Source organism: Brucella haematophila (assembly GCF_005938105.1).
Taxonomy (GTDB): domain Bacteria; phylum Pseudomonadota; class Alphaproteobacteria; order Rhizobiales; family Rhizobiaceae; genus Brucella; species Brucella haematophila.
Genome location: NZ_VCPE01000008.1, coordinates 189,046 through 203,446 on the forward strand (window position 1 = coordinate 189,046; position 14,401 = coordinate 203,446).

Sequence of the window (14,401 nt, forward strand, 5' to 3'; positions counted from 1 at the left end):
GTTTGTCTGGATTATTTCGCCGCCGCTTTGGCTCCAGCCTGCATATCCGCCAGATTTGCAACGATCCCCGCCGCTTCGGTTTGCAGAACATCCTTGGCGTTCTTGCGGGTCTTCTCAATGGCGATATCTGCGCTCAGGCTCCGCTCATTGGACTGAAGACCATCATCGGGACTGCTATTCAAACCGTCATCGGACTTCTTACGAGACTTGAGGCGGTTTTCTTCCGTCGCCATTTCATTGCGGCGTTCCGTTTCATTGAGAGAAAGCTCCGTCTTTTCGCGCTGGGTTTTCAACACCGCGATATCTTCCACAAACTGCTGGAATTCAGGATCATCCTTTACGCGCGCATCATGAAGACTCTGAAGCTGGGGCAACAACGCCTTGATATCACCAAGACGCTTGTATTTGGCCGGTTTGACTTCACTCCAAGGCAAGGCATTGTCAAAGCTCGACTCGCCAACGGTCTTCAGATCGAAAAGTCCGGGCAGGCTGATATCCGGCGTGACACCGCGCAGCTGCGTCGTGCCTCCGTTCACCCGGAAGAACTGGGCGATCGTCAGTTTCAGCTCACCGAATTTCGGCTCGGGATTATTCGCGACCTCGTCAAGATTGACCACGGTTTGCACCGTGCCCTTGCCGAAACTCGGTTCGCCGATAATCACGCCCCGACCATAATCCTGGATCGCTGCGGCAAAAATCTCCGAAGCAGAAGCCGAACCGCGATTGATCAGCACGCCGAGAGGCCCTTGCCACGCAGGCGTCGAAAGATCATCGCTTTCCACCTTGACCTTGCCGTTAGCGTTGCGCTGTTGGACCACTGGTCCCTTCCCAACGAACAGACCCGTCAGCTCAATCGCTTCCGACAGCGAACCACCGCCATTGTTACGGAGATCGAACAGGATGCCGTCGACCTTATCCTGCTTCAACTCGGTGATGAGCTTGGCGACATCGCGGCTGGCGCTACGATAATCCTTGTCGCCTTTTCTCCGCGCTTCGATATCTTCGTAGAAAGCGGGCAAGGTGATAACGCCGATTTTACGGGTGGCGTTGCCATCTTTGACATCAAGCACTGATTTCTGTGCAGCCTGCTTTTCAAGGCTGATTTTATCGCGCACAAGACTGATGATCTGATGTTTTGCATCCGGGCCGGCATTGGCTGGCAAGATATCCAGACGCACCGTTGAACCTTTGGCACCACGGATCAACTGCACAACTTCATCGAGGCGCTGGCCGACCACTTCTTTCATCGGCCCGTTTTCATCCTGGCCAACACCGGTAATACGATCGCCGACAGCAATCTTTCCCGAAACCTGAGCCGGTCCACCGGCCACAAGTTCACGGATCGTGATGTAATCATCCCTCTCCTGCAGCACCGCGCCGATACCAACAAGAGAAAGCTTCATCGATATATCGAATTCGGCAGAGGCACTTGCACCGAAATAATCCGTATGAGGATCGACGGACGTCGTATAGGCAGCCATGAACATCTGGAAAACATCGTCGCTCTTGTATTTGTAAATACGTTCAAGCGAGTTCTGATAGCGCTTTTCCAGCGTATCGCGGATGGAGGCATCATCTTTGCCTGCCAGCTTCAGGCGCAACCAGTCATTCTTGACACGCTTGCGCCAGAGATCCTTGCTTTCCTCGTCGGTCGCCGGCCACGGCGCCTTGTCACGCATAAGCGGGTAGCTTTCCTGCTCGCTGAAATCGAATTTCGTGTTGAGCAGGCTACGTGCGTAGGTCATGCGGTCGGTAATGCGCTTTTCATATATGTTGAAGATAGAAAACGGGATGCTCAGATTTTCCTGCTTGATCGCGTCGTCGATCTTGGCCTTGTTGGCCATAAAACCGTCAACGTCCGATTTGAGGAAGATCAGCCGATCCGGATCCAGCGACTTGATAAACCGGTCCATGATCTTGGTCGACAATGCATCGTCAAGCGGCACAGGCTTATAATGAAAACGCGTCAGAAATTCTGCGGTCAGACGCGCGGCCTGAACCTGCTGCGGCAGTGGCTCGAGCGCTGGTGGTGGGCCAGCCTCAAAAGCGAGTGCAGGTGAAACGGTTGCCAGAAAGAGGCAAAGGGAACCAAATTTTAGACGTTTCAAGAGTCGACCTGTTGTTCAGCGCAAAAATAATTGACTTCAATCTATGTGGAGCAATTATGGTTTTTTGGCAACCGGACTCCGGCTGCTCAGGTCACGCAACCGAAGTCTTGCTAGTCAAAAGCAGCTTGCGCGCTTTCAAAATGCATATGTAATCGCTGTTTATTCTGTCGATATCTTGCGTCGCGCGAACACGATCACGCAGGCTCCAGTACATCTGCGCATTGCGTTCATATTTCTGTGAAGCGGGCATCAGGCCAGACATTCGGATTTTTGCATCACAAACGGACATCAATCAGCATTGGTCCGTCTTTAGACAAAGCCGTTTTCAGCGCCGCTGCGAGAGCAGCATTGTCTGAAACCGATACCGCATCCACGCCAAAACCACGAGCCAGAGAAACCCAGTCAAGTTCGGGCTTGTCGAGGCTCATCATATCCCGCGCCGTCTCACCCGGCTTTGCGCCAACTTTGGCATATTCACCGAGCAGGATGGCATAGGACCGGTTGTTGAGGAGGAGCGTTGTGACCGGCAGATTTTCGCGCGCCTGTGTCCACAGGGCCTGCAATGTATAGGCTGCTGAACCATCCGCCTGCAAGGCGATCACGCGCCGATCAGGCTCTCCCATAGCTTGCGCGCCTATAGCCGCACCTGTCGCAAGGGGAATTCCGCCGCCGATTGCGCCACCGGTGACAGATAGCCAATCGCATGGTGCGGCTGACGACATAACTGCCTCAAACCCACCGCCGGAGGTCAATGCCTCATTAACAACAATTGCACCGTCCGGCAGTTGCGAAGCGACGATCTGAGCCAAGGTCTCCGGCGTTATCGGACCTGTTGTTTCAGGGCCGCGCAATTGTTGACCTTCGACGGGTACGTCTGTGGGACTGGCATTCATGCGAGACGCCAGCGCCACAAGTGCGCCATGTGCATCTTCATTAGGCGTGCACAGTGTCAAGACTTCTGCATCTTCTCGATGCGTGAGGCTTGGCAAGCCCGGATAGCGGAAGAACCCGACCGGCGGCGGACAGCCCACCAGAATAACGATGTCATACGGTTCGAGAGTGCGAACAGCATCTGCGACCGAATAGGGTACGGCTGGCAGGTTCAGACGTCCCCGTCCTTTGGGTTGTCGCGCAATCATCGGACTTCCCATCAATGCGGCGCCACTCTTGACGGAAATTCCATGTAGCAGCGGATGAAGATCAGCGCTTAGTCCCGCTGTGCCAAGCAATATGAGCGCCTTTTTATCCGAGCCAAGGGCATTGGCAACCTTATCGACGGTCTCCGCAACAAATGGCTCAGGTTTTCCGGCAATGTAATCTCGGGCGATCACACCGCCTTTGCTCCACGACACATCCGCTGGAAGCACAAGCGAAGCAATTTTGCCATTCCCGGACGAGGCGGCAGCCAAACCTGCCAATGCGTCGTCACCAATCTTCGCCGGATCGGTTCCAAAGCGGACCCACTGCGATGTACCGCCCGCCAGAGCCTCGACATTCGCTGTCAGCGGGCTGTCATAGGCGACATGATCCATGGCATGATCGCCGACAATATTCAGCATGCCACTGCCCGCGCGTTTTGCGTTATGAATGTTAGCAATGCCATTGGCATAGCCTGGTCCACAATGAAGCAGTGTGACTGCTGGCCTTTGGGTCACACGATAATAGCCATCGGCCATACCTGTGACCGTGTTTTCCTGCAGCCCCAGCACACACCGGATACCCGGAATGGTATCGAGCGCGGCAACAAAGTGCATTTCACTGGTCCCGGGATTGGCAAAACATGTATCGACTTTTCCCTCAACGAGGGTGTGCACGAGAGCTTCGGCTCCGGTTAAGCTATTATCGGTCATGCGTCCTCCAATCCCAGATTACAGTATCCCGTCATAAGCGCGGGGCTTTGGTCAAGCCCCAACTGTCTCAACAATAAGTGCATCCACGGCGACCGCACCATCAGCTCCGACCATCAATGGATTGACGTCCAGTTCAAGCAGGGTTTCATGATGCTCATCGGCATAGCTGGCAATTGCCATGATTGCATCCACAACAGCCTCCAGATCGGCCTTTGGACGCCCGCGGAAACCATCCAGCAGACTGAAGCTTTTCAGGTTTTGCAGAGCCGATCTGACTTCACTGCGAGAGACCGGGAGTAGCAAAGTGGCCGCATCTTTTAGAAGTTCCACCAGAATGCCGCCCGCGCCAATCAACAGAACCTGACCGAATAGCGGGTCCCGTTTGACACCGACAATCAGCTCGGCAAGGGGCGCAGACTGCATCGGTTCAAGCAGGAAGTTTTCAAGCTTGATCGACGGATCGTGACGTTCAACCGAAGCGACCATCTTCTCGGCAGCGATAATCGCGTCAGCGCGCGACTTGATATTCAATGCAACGCCACCAACCTCAGTCTTATGTGCCAGCTTTTCGTGCAACACTTTCAACACGACAGGATTGTCGAATTGTTCTGGAAGCGCCTGTATCGCTGCCAATGACACGACGCGTCCCGCTGGTATAGGCAATCCAAAGGCACTCAGCCGCCGCTTGGATTCCGCTTCGTGCACAACCCTCGCACCGGGATCCGACAACCTCCTGCCAACACGTAGCGGCAGCGAAATTTTGTGGCATCCAGCCTCAGTGTCATTCGCGATCATTGCGCAATAGCCTGCCCACAGGGCAATAACGCGAGCCGCGTCATGCAGGCCGTTCAAAGGCACAATTCCCTGCTCGATGAGCATGGCGGCATCTTCCGGAGGGATGCTCTCAGTATTGACCGATGCGTGAAAGACCGGCTTGCCGGTTGCACGTCCCGCCGCAGCCAAAGCGCGATCCATCGCCTGATGGGCTGATTTGTCTTTGTAAGGTGATCCGACGGGCGGATAGTCGATCACGAGAATCCCGGCATCGACGTCACCTTCCAGCATCGTTGTAAACATCGGGGTCAACAACGGCTCGCTACCCCAATAACCGGCTGTAAAATCGAGAGGATTGGAGACATGCCCGAAATCCGGCAACATCGGCTTGATAGTATCGACCTGATGCTTATCCGGCTGCGGCAATTTCAAGCCTGAGAAAGAGCAATAGTCCGCAGCAAGGCCATTGTCGCCGCCTGAACTTGAGAACACCGCGACCCGATCACCGTTCAAAGGTTCGCAGATCGAAGCGAGTTTCATCATCTCCAGGAACTGCGGAACCGTATCGGTCTCCAGCACGCCCAGCTTTTTGAAAAGCGCTTCATAATACTCATTTTGCCCCGCCAGCGAGCTGGTATGGCTGGCCGCCATAACCGCGCCAAGTTCCGAGCGGCCCGACCTGTAAACAATCACCGGTATCTTGCTTGATCGCGCTCGCAGGCAGGCCCGCGAAAAGGCTTCCACATCGCGGATTCCTTCCATAAACAGGCCAAGACAGGTGACATTGGGATCATCGATCAGACAGTCAATATAGTCTTCAAACCCAAGGACAGCCTGATTACCGGCGCTTATGAGGTAGGAATAAGGAACCGAACGGCTGTTCGACACCAGATGCCCCGTGACATTGCCGCTTTGCGAGATGACGGCTGCACCGCGACCGCCTTTGAGCGGCGGGTAAAGGGCTGGCCAAATGCTACCGTGATTGACGTAGTTGACAAGGCCATAACAATTGGGACCTACCACAGCCATATCGCCGGAAGCTTCAATGAATGCCTCATGGCGTGCCATGCCCGCTTCGCCGATCTCCGAGAACCCGGAGGCATAACAAACGACACCCCCTGCCTTGAGTGCTTGCAGTTGCCGCAACGCGATAATCGTAGCGTCGGCATTCACAGCCAGAAAGACCGCATCGGGAGAAACAGGCAAATCGACAATCGACGCGACGCATGGATATCCAGCAATCTCACTGCGCTTTGGATTTACCACATAAACCTCACCGGCGAAGTCCTGCTCGCGCAAGGTTTTCAGGGTCGATTCAACCTGACCACCCCCAATGAAAGCCATGGTCTTTGGCGCCAGCAATCGCCTGAAATTTTCTCTCAACGCTGGACGCACGAATCCATCCTGCGCAAGCGCATGGGTCTTTAGCATTCTTTCCTCCCGTGAACGCTCCCCTATCGCCTCCGCGACGTATCAGTGACCGTCGGATTGGTTGGGATAGGTATTAAATCTCTTGGGCAAAGGCGCTGATGTTGGAAACTCGTCCACCCCGAAATCTGGCCTCAACGGATAGTCTTCCGGCTTCTCGCCGAACAAACCGCAAAGCCATTTGCGAATGATGATGCAGCATTCCTCGTCAGTGTAGGTCTGTTCCATGACACGGCCAAGCCACAAGCCATCCGCCAGCTGGGTCAGTGTGATAGCTTCCAGCCGCACATCAATCTCCATACCCTTGTCATGGGCGACGGCCAGCAGCCGGCGTTCAATGAACGACCGATACTTCCCCCACAGACTGCGATGGAGCGCGAGTATCTCCGGCACAACCCAGGCTGCACTCATGTAATGGATCAGCAATGGGTGATAACCGATATCGCGAAGAAACGGGCCGGAGGCTGCAAAAATCAGCCGTTGGAAGTTGCCAGTGGTGGTCGATGTCATCAGATGACGATAAAAATCATCCGCATTTTGAAGATAATAGCGATGAGCAGCCGTCAGCAAATCCTCTTTGCTGGCAAAGTAATGATTGATCAGTCCGCGCGAGAACCCGGATTCGTCGCTGATCGTGTTAATCGTTGAATTCAGATATCCGTTCTTGATGATCGAATTCAGCGCAGCAATGATCAGTTCCTGCTTCCTGATTTCATTCGTCTGCCGTGGTTTGCTCTGTCTTCTCATCAGCTACCTTCTAAAATACGGAATCCTGCGTCAATTATTGTCGATAAGGGCTTAGAAGATCCCTGGCGATGATATCCTGATGAACTTCCGATGTTCCTTCCCATATGCGCTCAATACGGGCATCACGCCAGAAGCGCTGTATCGGGAATTCTTCCATAAGCCCCATACCGCCAAAGATTTGAACAGAATTGTCCGCAACCCGGAAAACCATTTCTGAGCAATAATAATTGACCATCGAGGCTTCCGTCCGGTTCATCAATCCATTTTCGATCTTCCAGGCCGCCTCCTTCACCATCAGATCGCCCAGCCTAACATCCACAGCCATGTTGGCTATCTTGAAACCGACGCCCTGAAACTCGCCAATGGTCTTACCAAATGCTTTGCGCGTGCCCGCCCATTCCTTGCTCATCTCGAAGATGCGTTCCGCGCGCCCTACACAATGCGCCGACAAGGCAACACGACCGTCATAAAGCCATTCATTGGCCATATCAAAGCCTTTGCCTTCCTCGCCCAATATCTTGTCCTCATGCACGCGCACATCTTCAAGATACACCATGGTCGGATTGTAACCGCGTGTCACGATCGATTTCATTGGCTCAACACGTACTCCCGGCAAGGACTTGTCGATGAGGAAGGATGTAAACCGTTTCCGACGACCACGCGGTGTTTCATCGACGCCGGTAACGGCAATCAGAATGATGAAATCAGCGATGTCAGCATGGGAGATAAATTGTTTAACCCCGTTGATGACCCAGTGATCTCCCTCCTTCACCGCTTTGGTGGTGATACCGCGTGCGTCAGAACCGGCCCCCGGCTCCGTCAAAGCGAAAGCATCCTTTCGTTCGCCCCGGATTGCAGGCTTCAGATATTCCTCAATCTGCTCACCCTTGCATTTGAACAGAATGCCCGTGACACCGCGGTTCATACACATTGTCAGCGCCGAACTGACCTTACCAAGCACACGCTCCGCCTGCATTTTCGTCTGCTTATCGAGGCCCGGGCCGCCCCATTCTTCGGGCAGATTCATGCCGGCAAAACCGGCATCCTCCGCCTTCTGTTTAATCTCGTCCTTGATCTCATCAGGAACATATCGCAGCTCCTCAACGATGTTCTCATGCGGATAAAGTTCTCTTTTGCAGAATTCCTCCAGTGAATCGATAAGCGCCTGCTGTTCGAAGCTCAGTGAAAAATCCATATTCTATCCCCCTCAGGCACCCATAAAGCGCGGCGCGCGACGTTCATTGGCGGCCGCCAAACCTTCTGCATGATCTTTCGTCTTGGCGCAGATTTTCCCGGCTAGTACTTCCTCAAGCTGTTGATCGGACAGGCTGCGAAGATTGGATGCGTTGAGAAGCTTCTTTGCTTGCGCGATTGCGACCGTCGGACCGCTTGCCAGCTTTTGTGCGAATGCGAGCGTTTCGGCCCAAAGCTTGTCTGGCGCACTGACATGACTGACCAGCCTGTTCTCCAGCGCCTTTTCTGCATTCCACAATTCGCCGGTATAGACGAAATGTTTGGCCGTCTCCAATCCGACAATTCTTGGCAAAAGCCAGGTGCCGCCACAGTCCGGATTGTAACCCACATTGGTGTAGGAGCAGATGAACTTGGCCGTCGTCGAGGCGTAGCGGAAATCGCAGGCAAGAGCCATGTCCAGACCTGCTCCAACAGCCGCGCCTTCAATCATCGCGATGACGGGCTTTGGCATGTCGTTGACCTGCTGGACTAGACGCAGAGATTCTTCGACCCAGTTCATGTCCGGCCAATCGGTCTTGCCAGCAGCCCATTCCTTGACGTCGGCTCCGGCGGAAAATGCGCCTCCACGACCGGTCAAGATCAAGGCGCGCATATCAGCGTCCAACGCTGCCTCTCGAAGAGCCTTGCGCAATTCAATTGTCAGGCCCATGCCGAGCGCGTTTCTGGCTTCCGGCCGGTCGAGCGCGATCACCCCAACGGCGTCATGCCGTTCGACTTTGATAAACTTATACATTTTTCCCATTTCTGCCCAAGGTGCGAGGGCACGTTCCGTTATTATTAGTCCTCTAGCTTCCGCTCCATTGCGGCGCGCGTTTCTCCAGATAGGCGCGCTGTCCTTCAATCATGTCCTGCGATGTCAACATTTTCTCGTAGATGACGAGATCAGCCCGCCCGTCGGCGCGCAGATGCATGGCGTCCCGCTCGGAAAGACCGTCCGCAGCCCGCAAAGTCTCTTTCAGGGCTTGCTGCGCCAGTGGCGCTGTTCCGGCGATGTGCTGGGCAACCGCCATGGCTGTGGCCATGAGTTCCTCTTTCGCTGTCACGCGATAGACAAGCCCCCAACGAAAGGCTTCCTGAGCACTCATCGGCATGCCAGTCCAGATCATCGCCGTCGCGACATGGTAGGGAATGCGACGTGGCAAACGCTGAAGACCACCACCATCTGGCAACAGCCCGCGCTCCAGTTCGGGCAATTGGAAAAAGGCGTTTTCCGCTGCGATGAGCATGTCGCAAGCAAGAGCCAGTTCAAGACCACCGCCAACGGCTGGACCGTTAATGGCCGCAATCAGGGGCTTTTTCAAAGACCACAAGGTTGTAATGCCGCCAAAACCGCCCTCCCGCGCGCCGGGTTCTAATTGATCGGTGTGACCAGCCTCGTTGAAATCAAGACCTGCACAGAACGCCTTGTCGGATCCGCTTGTCAGAATACCAACGCGCAATTCAGGATCGTTTTGAAGATAAAGTGCGGCCTTTTCCAGATGCCGGCTCAAGGCCCGGCAGATCGCATTGACCTTCGGCTTGACCATGCGGATGATCAGTACGGGTCCTTCGCGCTGCAACGAAAGATAGCCTGAGAACTCGACGTTCAAAGTGTCGATCATGATTGAGTTCCCTTTTTTGCAGCTTTCAGACTGTAGAGGTGCAGCAATAATGGGGGTACCGAGGTCACAACCAGCATCACTGTCGAAACCACAGCAAGAGTGGGGTCAACATCATCGCGCAACGTCGCAAATGTAACACGTGGCAGTGTGGACATCGGTCCGGAAGCCACCATCAATGAGATGATCAGTTCGTCGAAAGATATCAGGAATGACAGAAGCATGGAGGTAATCACAGACAGCTTCAGTTGCGGCAGTGTTACGGTCATAAAGGCCTTGAAGCGGTTGGCGCCAAGGCTGCGCGCAACCATCTCCTGGCTTTCGTCATAAGCGCTGAACCCCGCAGTCATGGTGAGGATGACAAAAGGCATCGCCACAACCGAATGGCCTAGTATCATACCCCAGATCGTGTTGAGCATCCCGCCAATGCTCGCATAGACAAAGAATATTCCTATCGCGATTAGTATTGACGGCACGGCCAGCGGCGCGACCAGCGTGGTGCGTATGAGGTTTTTCAGACCAAAGCGGCCCTGATTGAGCGCATAGGATGCCGCGACGCCGGTCACCGTGGCCAACACCATGGTGCCCAAAGCAACCCGTAGGGATACCCATAATGCATCAATCCATTTCTCCTGATGAAGAAAGGCATTATACCAGCGCAGCGACCATCCAGCCGGTGGAAATATCAGGGCGGTGCTCGAGCTAAACGATACCGGGATGACAATCAGTGTCGGCGCAATCAGGAAGAAGATGACAACGCCAACCAGAATATAGAGCCAGAGCCGATCACGATGAGAGATGTGGGATTCCATGATATCACCTCAACGACCTGATGAGAGCCAGCGCACAAGGACCAGGCTGATCCACAGGCACAGCGCCGTCATCGCAAGCAGAAGTACGGCAAGGGCTGCTGCAGGTCCCCAAGTTGGATAAAGCGAGATCGACTCTTCGATACGCTGCGCAATCAGCTTGACCTTCCCGCCGCCCAGCAATGCCGGAGTGATGTAAAAGCCGAGGCACATGACGAAGACCATCACAGTTCCCGCGACAAGTCCGGGCATCGATAGGGGCAGGAATATGCGGCGGAACGCATGGGTGGGCGATGAGCCGACATTCGCGGCTGCGCGCATCAGATTGGCATCAATTGTCTTCATCGACGCATAGAGCGGCAGCACCAGAAATGGCACCATGATATGCACCATGCCGATGACGGTGCCTGTCGTGTTGTGCACGAGCGTGAGAGGCCGATCGATGACGCCAAGGAAGGCAAGCGTCTTGTTGACCACGCCGTTGCGCTGCAAAATGATGAGCCAGGCAAAGGTGCGTACAAGTCCCGATGTCCAGAATGGAACCAACACCAGAAGCATCAACAGACCAGCCCATTTGCTCGGCAGTATCGAGATCAGATAGGCGACAGGATAGCCCAGAAGCACACAGATAACCGTGACGATCAGCGCAATGCGGAACGTGTTGAGAAACATCTCAACATAGGCTTCTTCCGAGAAGAACAGACGATAGTTCTCAAAGCTCATCTGGCCGGTCACATCGATGACAGACATGGAAAGCAGCCACATCAGTGGAGCCACCATCAAGACACCAACGATCAGTAGCGCAGGCGTTGTCAGGCCCAGCATCGACCAGATTTCGTTCCGTCTTTCCCTATTCAAGAGGCGACTGTTTTCATCAAGTTCGCTGCCTGTTATCGGGGCCGAAATGATTGCTTCCTTCATGATGAAGCCTCCGCCCTCACATAGCGGGTGTCCGCCCGCTGAACGCCAAGCGTCACACGTTCACCAGCACGAGGCAAAGAACCATGATTATCTGACCGGTTCGCGATACGCGTGAAAACCTTGTGACCACCGTCCAGCATGATTTCAAAGAGAATACATTCGCCCTGATAAATCGAGGATGTGACCAAACCTTTGAAAATATTATCACCGTTCTGCCCAGCACGATCTTCGTCAACGACAATGCGCAGATGTTCCGGGCGCAACGACAGCAGAGCGTCACCGCCAAGCGCAGACACGTCTCCGGCAAAGCGCACAGGCTTGTTGTCGTAGCTGAAGCCATCAGGCGTTTTGTGCAAAGGCAAAAAGCTGGTTTCGCCGATGAATTCAGCAACGAAACGGCTGTCTGGCTTCTCATAGAGGTCTGACGGCGTTGCAATCTGCGCCAGCTTTCCGTTGCAGAAAACAGCGATCCGATCAGACATGGTCAGCGCCTCACGCTGATCATGAGTAACAGAGATGGTCGTCATACCAAGACGATCATGTAGTTTCCGAATTTCGATCTGCATCGTCTCGCGAAGCTGTTTGTCCAATGCAGACAGCGGCTCATCCATGAGGAGAATGCGTGGTTCAAAGATTATGGCGCGCGCCAGTGCGATACGCTGACGCTGCCCGCCTGAAAGCTCGTTGATCCGCCGTGCGCCGTAACCGGACAACTGGACCATATCCAGTACCCGGTTCACACGCGTTTCAACGTCGCTTTTCGACACTTTCCGAAGACGCAGCGGATAGGCAACGTTTTCCTGAACCGACATATGCGGAAATAGAGCATAGTTCTGGAACACCATGCCGATATTGCGTTTATGCGGCGGCAGGTGAATGATCTCCTGATCGGCTATACGGATCGATCCGGCCGTCGGTCTGGAGAAGCCTGCAATCATCATCAGGAGACTGGTCTTGCCGGAACCCGACGGACCGAGCAGGGTCAGGAATTCGCCCGCCTGAATGTTGAATGAGACATCATCAACCGCGCGAACTGATCCATAGTGCTTTGACAATGACCGGATCGTAACCGGTAGAGCCGTGATCGGTGAGTGAGGCATCTATACGTTCCATCTGACGACACCGTCAATTCCGGGCGCCGAACCGCTGAGAATAATGGGAACCTGAAATGGATCAGCAAACGGGTGCGGGCTCAAATAACCCGCACCCAAGCTGCCGATTACTTCATCATGGTTGAATCCCACTTCGTCTGGGCTTCTTCACTGTGTTTCGCCCAATACGGCATATTGGTGATGAGCTGCTGCTTCAGGTTGTCACCACTTGTAATGATTCTGGCGGCCTTTTCAGGCGATACCAGTCCCTGACGGAAAGCATCCTGGTTCATCGGACCGTATGAAATGTAATCGGGCAGACGCGCCTGATATTTCGGATCAAGCAAATGATTGATCAGGCGCATTGCGCCTTCTGGATTTGGCGAATTCTTTGGAATGACCAGACACTCGACATCCATCACGGCATCGGTAAGCTTATAGGCATAGGGCGCACCCTCCTTGATCGCCGCATCAATACGGGCCGCCCAGATGGAAAGCATGTCGACTTCTTCAGACGTGGCAAGCTGCGTCGCCTGCGCGCCTGTGGCCCACTGAACCGCGATATCAGGCTTCAGCTTTTGCCATTTCGCCATCGCACGATCCATATCGATAGGGTAGATATCCTTTTTGTCCACGCCATCCGCCATGAGCGCGATTTCCATATTCGTCGCGGGCGAATTGCCGGAAATGGCACGGCTACCCGGGAACTTTTCGACATCGAAAAAGTCGGTCCAGTTCTTGGGCGGATTGTCTCCATAGACATTTTTGTTATAGGCCAGAACCGTGGTATAAGCGGTAAAGCCAACCCAGTATTTGCTTCGCAGATGTTCTGGAATACCAGCTGCGTTGGGGATTTTGGAATAATCCAGCGGTACAAGAAGATCTTCCGTCCCGGCCAGATCACAGAGGCCGCCGTAAAGCTCAGCGACATCAATATCCACGGCCTTGGCGCGCACCTTGGTCCTGATGTCGCGTATCCCACCGGCCAATACATAGTCGACCACTGTCATACCGTGATCCGCAGGCAATTGGTCAAGAATGGCTTTGCGCACGCCTTCCTGATAAGCGCCGCCGTAGGACGCGTAGCTCACAGTTTCGTTGGCATATGCGGCGCTGGCAAACATCGCGACAGCCGTCGCAATCATAATTCTTGTTTTCATTGTTCCTCCCATTTTGGCAATTGTCATGCCAGATCATTTTGCTTTGCTTTATGACCTTGCCCGAACCGTTCCTCCTCCAAGGCGTTTCGAGCGGCCTTCACCATCAGTTGGAAAAGAGTTCCAGCCCTCCCTTCAACGCCGAACGGCAATCCGAAACCATGCGCTCAATAAGCTCGCCACAGCTCGGGATATCATCGATCAATCCAATCGCCTGACTAGCCCATATCAAGCCGTTATCTAAGACCCCTGTTGAAAGCGCAGCTCGTCCGCGGCTACCCGACACAAGTGGTTGCACATCAGTAAACTCCGCGCCTCCTGCACGATGTTCGATCGTCACAACCTCATCAGAAATGGTATTCTTCAGGACACGACCCGTATTACGGAAAGTGCGGAAAATAAGATTGGTGTCGCGTTCACTCGCGGAAAGCAAGGCCTGCTTGATGTTCTCGTGGATCGGCGCTTCTTTGGTCGCGCAAAAGCGCGTTCCCATGTTCACGCCTTCCGCGCCCAGCATCAAGGCCGCAGCCATACCTCGACCGTCTCCAATACCCCCCGAAGCGATCAATGGTGTTGATTGCCGCTGAGAAGTGACCCGGTTTGGGGTGATATTTCCATTTAGAATTGACCCATGTTTGAACCTTCCCTCGTTTGTTTTTCAGCG

At 54.1% G+C, this 14,401-nt stretch carries 12 protein-coding genes; all 12 read right to left on the reverse strand.

Annotated features, from left to right (window positions below):
- Positions 1-11 precede the first annotated feature (11 nt).
- Complete coding sequence (locus FGI60_RS13825; RefSeq protein ID WP_138785686.1) at positions 12-2,108, reverse strand: carboxy terminal-processing peptidase; 2,097 nt, start codon at positions 2,106-2,108, stop codon at positions 12-14.
- A 275-nt stretch (positions 2,109-2,383) separates the two neighbouring features.
- Entirely contained in the window at positions 2,384-3,958 is a 1,575-nt protein-coding gene (locus FGI60_RS13830) for an acetolactate synthase large subunit (RefSeq protein WP_138785687.1), read from the reverse strand.
- Positions 3,959-4,009: 51 nt separating this feature from the next.
- Positions 4,010-6,163 (reverse strand): acetate--CoA ligase family protein, encoded by a 2,154-nt coding sequence (locus FGI60_RS13835; protein WP_235889811.1) that lies wholly within the window; start codon positions 6,161-6,163, stop codon positions 4,010-4,012.
- 42 nt (positions 6,164-6,205) lie between these two features.
- Positions 6,206-6,907: a TetR/AcrR family transcriptional regulator gene (locus FGI60_RS13840; protein ID WP_138785688.1), complete on the reverse strand. Its 702-nt coding sequence runs from the start codon at positions 6,905-6,907 to the stop codon at positions 6,206-6,208.
- A gap of 34 nt (positions 6,908-6,941) precedes the next feature.
- On the reverse strand, positions 6,942-8,102 hold the full coding sequence (locus tag FGI60_RS13845; protein ID WP_078337206.1) for an acyl-CoA dehydrogenase family protein: 1,161 nt from the start codon (positions 8,100-8,102) through the stop codon (positions 6,942-6,944).
- Positions 8,103-8,114: 12 nt separating this feature from the next.
- Positions 8,115-8,894, reverse strand: a complete 780-nt coding sequence (locus tag FGI60_RS13850) for an enoyl-CoA hydratase/isomerase family protein (RefSeq protein ID WP_138785689.1) — start codon at positions 8,892-8,894, stop codon at positions 8,115-8,117.
- Between the two features lie 52 nt (positions 8,895-8,946).
- Positions 8,947-9,762, reverse strand: coding sequence for an enoyl-CoA hydratase-related protein (locus tag FGI60_RS13855; RefSeq protein ID WP_138785690.1), 816 nt, complete (start codon positions 9,760-9,762; stop codon positions 8,947-8,949).
- On the reverse strand, positions 9,759-10,571 hold the full coding sequence (locus FGI60_RS13860) for an ABC transporter permease (protein ID WP_138785691.1): 813 nt from the start codon (positions 10,569-10,571) through the stop codon (positions 9,759-9,761). The genes FGI60_RS13855 and FGI60_RS13860 overlap by 4 nt, the downstream gene beginning before the upstream one ends.
- Before the next feature lie 9 nt (positions 10,572-10,580).
- Positions 10,581-11,489, reverse strand: coding sequence for an ABC transporter permease (locus tag FGI60_RS13865; RefSeq protein WP_138785692.1), 909 nt, complete (start codon positions 11,487-11,489; stop codon positions 10,581-10,583).
- Positions 11,486-12,589: an ABC transporter ATP-binding protein gene (locus FGI60_RS13870; RefSeq protein WP_138785693.1), complete on the reverse strand. Its 1,104-nt coding sequence runs from the start codon at positions 12,587-12,589 to the stop codon at positions 11,486-11,488. Before FGI60_RS13870 ends, FGI60_RS13865 begins: the two co-directional genes overlap by 4 nt.
- 119 nt (positions 12,590-12,708) lie before the next feature.
- Positions 12,709-13,740, reverse strand: coding sequence for an ABC transporter substrate-binding protein (locus FGI60_RS13875; RefSeq protein WP_138785694.1), 1,032 nt, complete (start codon positions 13,738-13,740; stop codon positions 12,709-12,711).
- A 103-nt stretch (positions 13,741-13,843) separates the two neighbouring features.
- Positions 13,844-14,305: an NAD(P)H-dependent flavin oxidoreductase gene (locus FGI60_RS13880; RefSeq protein ID WP_268898832.1), complete on the reverse strand. Its 462-nt coding sequence runs from the start codon at positions 14,303-14,305 to the stop codon at positions 13,844-13,846.
- Between the last annotated feature and the right edge of the window lie 96 nt (positions 14,306-14,401).

Excerpts from the sequence above, each read along its gene's own strand:
- FGI60_RS13875 (WP_138785694.1), bottom strand. The coding sequence starts at position 13,740 with ATGAAAACAAGAATTATGATTGCGACGGCTGTCGCGATGTTTGCCAGC.
- FGI60_RS13830 (WP_138785687.1), bottom strand. The coding sequence starts at position 3,958 with ATGACCGATAATAGCTTAACCGGAGCCGAAGCTCTCGTGCACACCCTC.
- FGI60_RS13865 (WP_138785692.1), bottom strand. The coding sequence starts at position 11,489 with ATGAAGGAAGCAATCATTTCGGCCCCGATAACAGGCAGCGAACTTGAT.
- FGI60_RS13845 (WP_078337206.1), bottom strand. The coding sequence starts at position 8,102 with ATGGATTTTTCACTGAGCTTCGAACAGCAGGCGCTTATCGATTCACTG.
- FGI60_RS13850 (WP_138785689.1), bottom strand. The coding sequence starts at position 8,894 with ATGTATAAGTTTATCAAAGTCGAACGGCATGACGCCGTTGGGGTGATC.
- FGI60_RS13840 (WP_138785688.1), bottom strand. The coding sequence starts at position 6,907 with ATGAGAAGACAGAGCAAACCACGGCAGACGAATGAAATCAGGAAGCAG.
- FGI60_RS13860 (WP_138785691.1), bottom strand. The coding sequence starts at position 10,571 with ATGGAATCCCACATCTCTCATCGTGATCGGCTCTGGCTCTATATTCTG.
- FGI60_RS13855 (WP_138785690.1), bottom strand. The coding sequence starts at position 9,762 with ATGATCGACACTTTGAACGTCGAGTTCTCAGGCTATCTTTCGTTGCAG.
- FGI60_RS13870 (WP_138785693.1), bottom strand. The coding sequence starts at position 12,589 with ATGCCTCACTCACCGATCACGGCTCTACCGGTTACGATCCGGTCATTG.
- FGI60_RS13835 (WP_235889811.1), bottom strand. The coding sequence starts at position 6,163 with ATGCTAAAGACCCATGCGCTTGCGCAGGATGGATTCGTGCGTCCAGCG.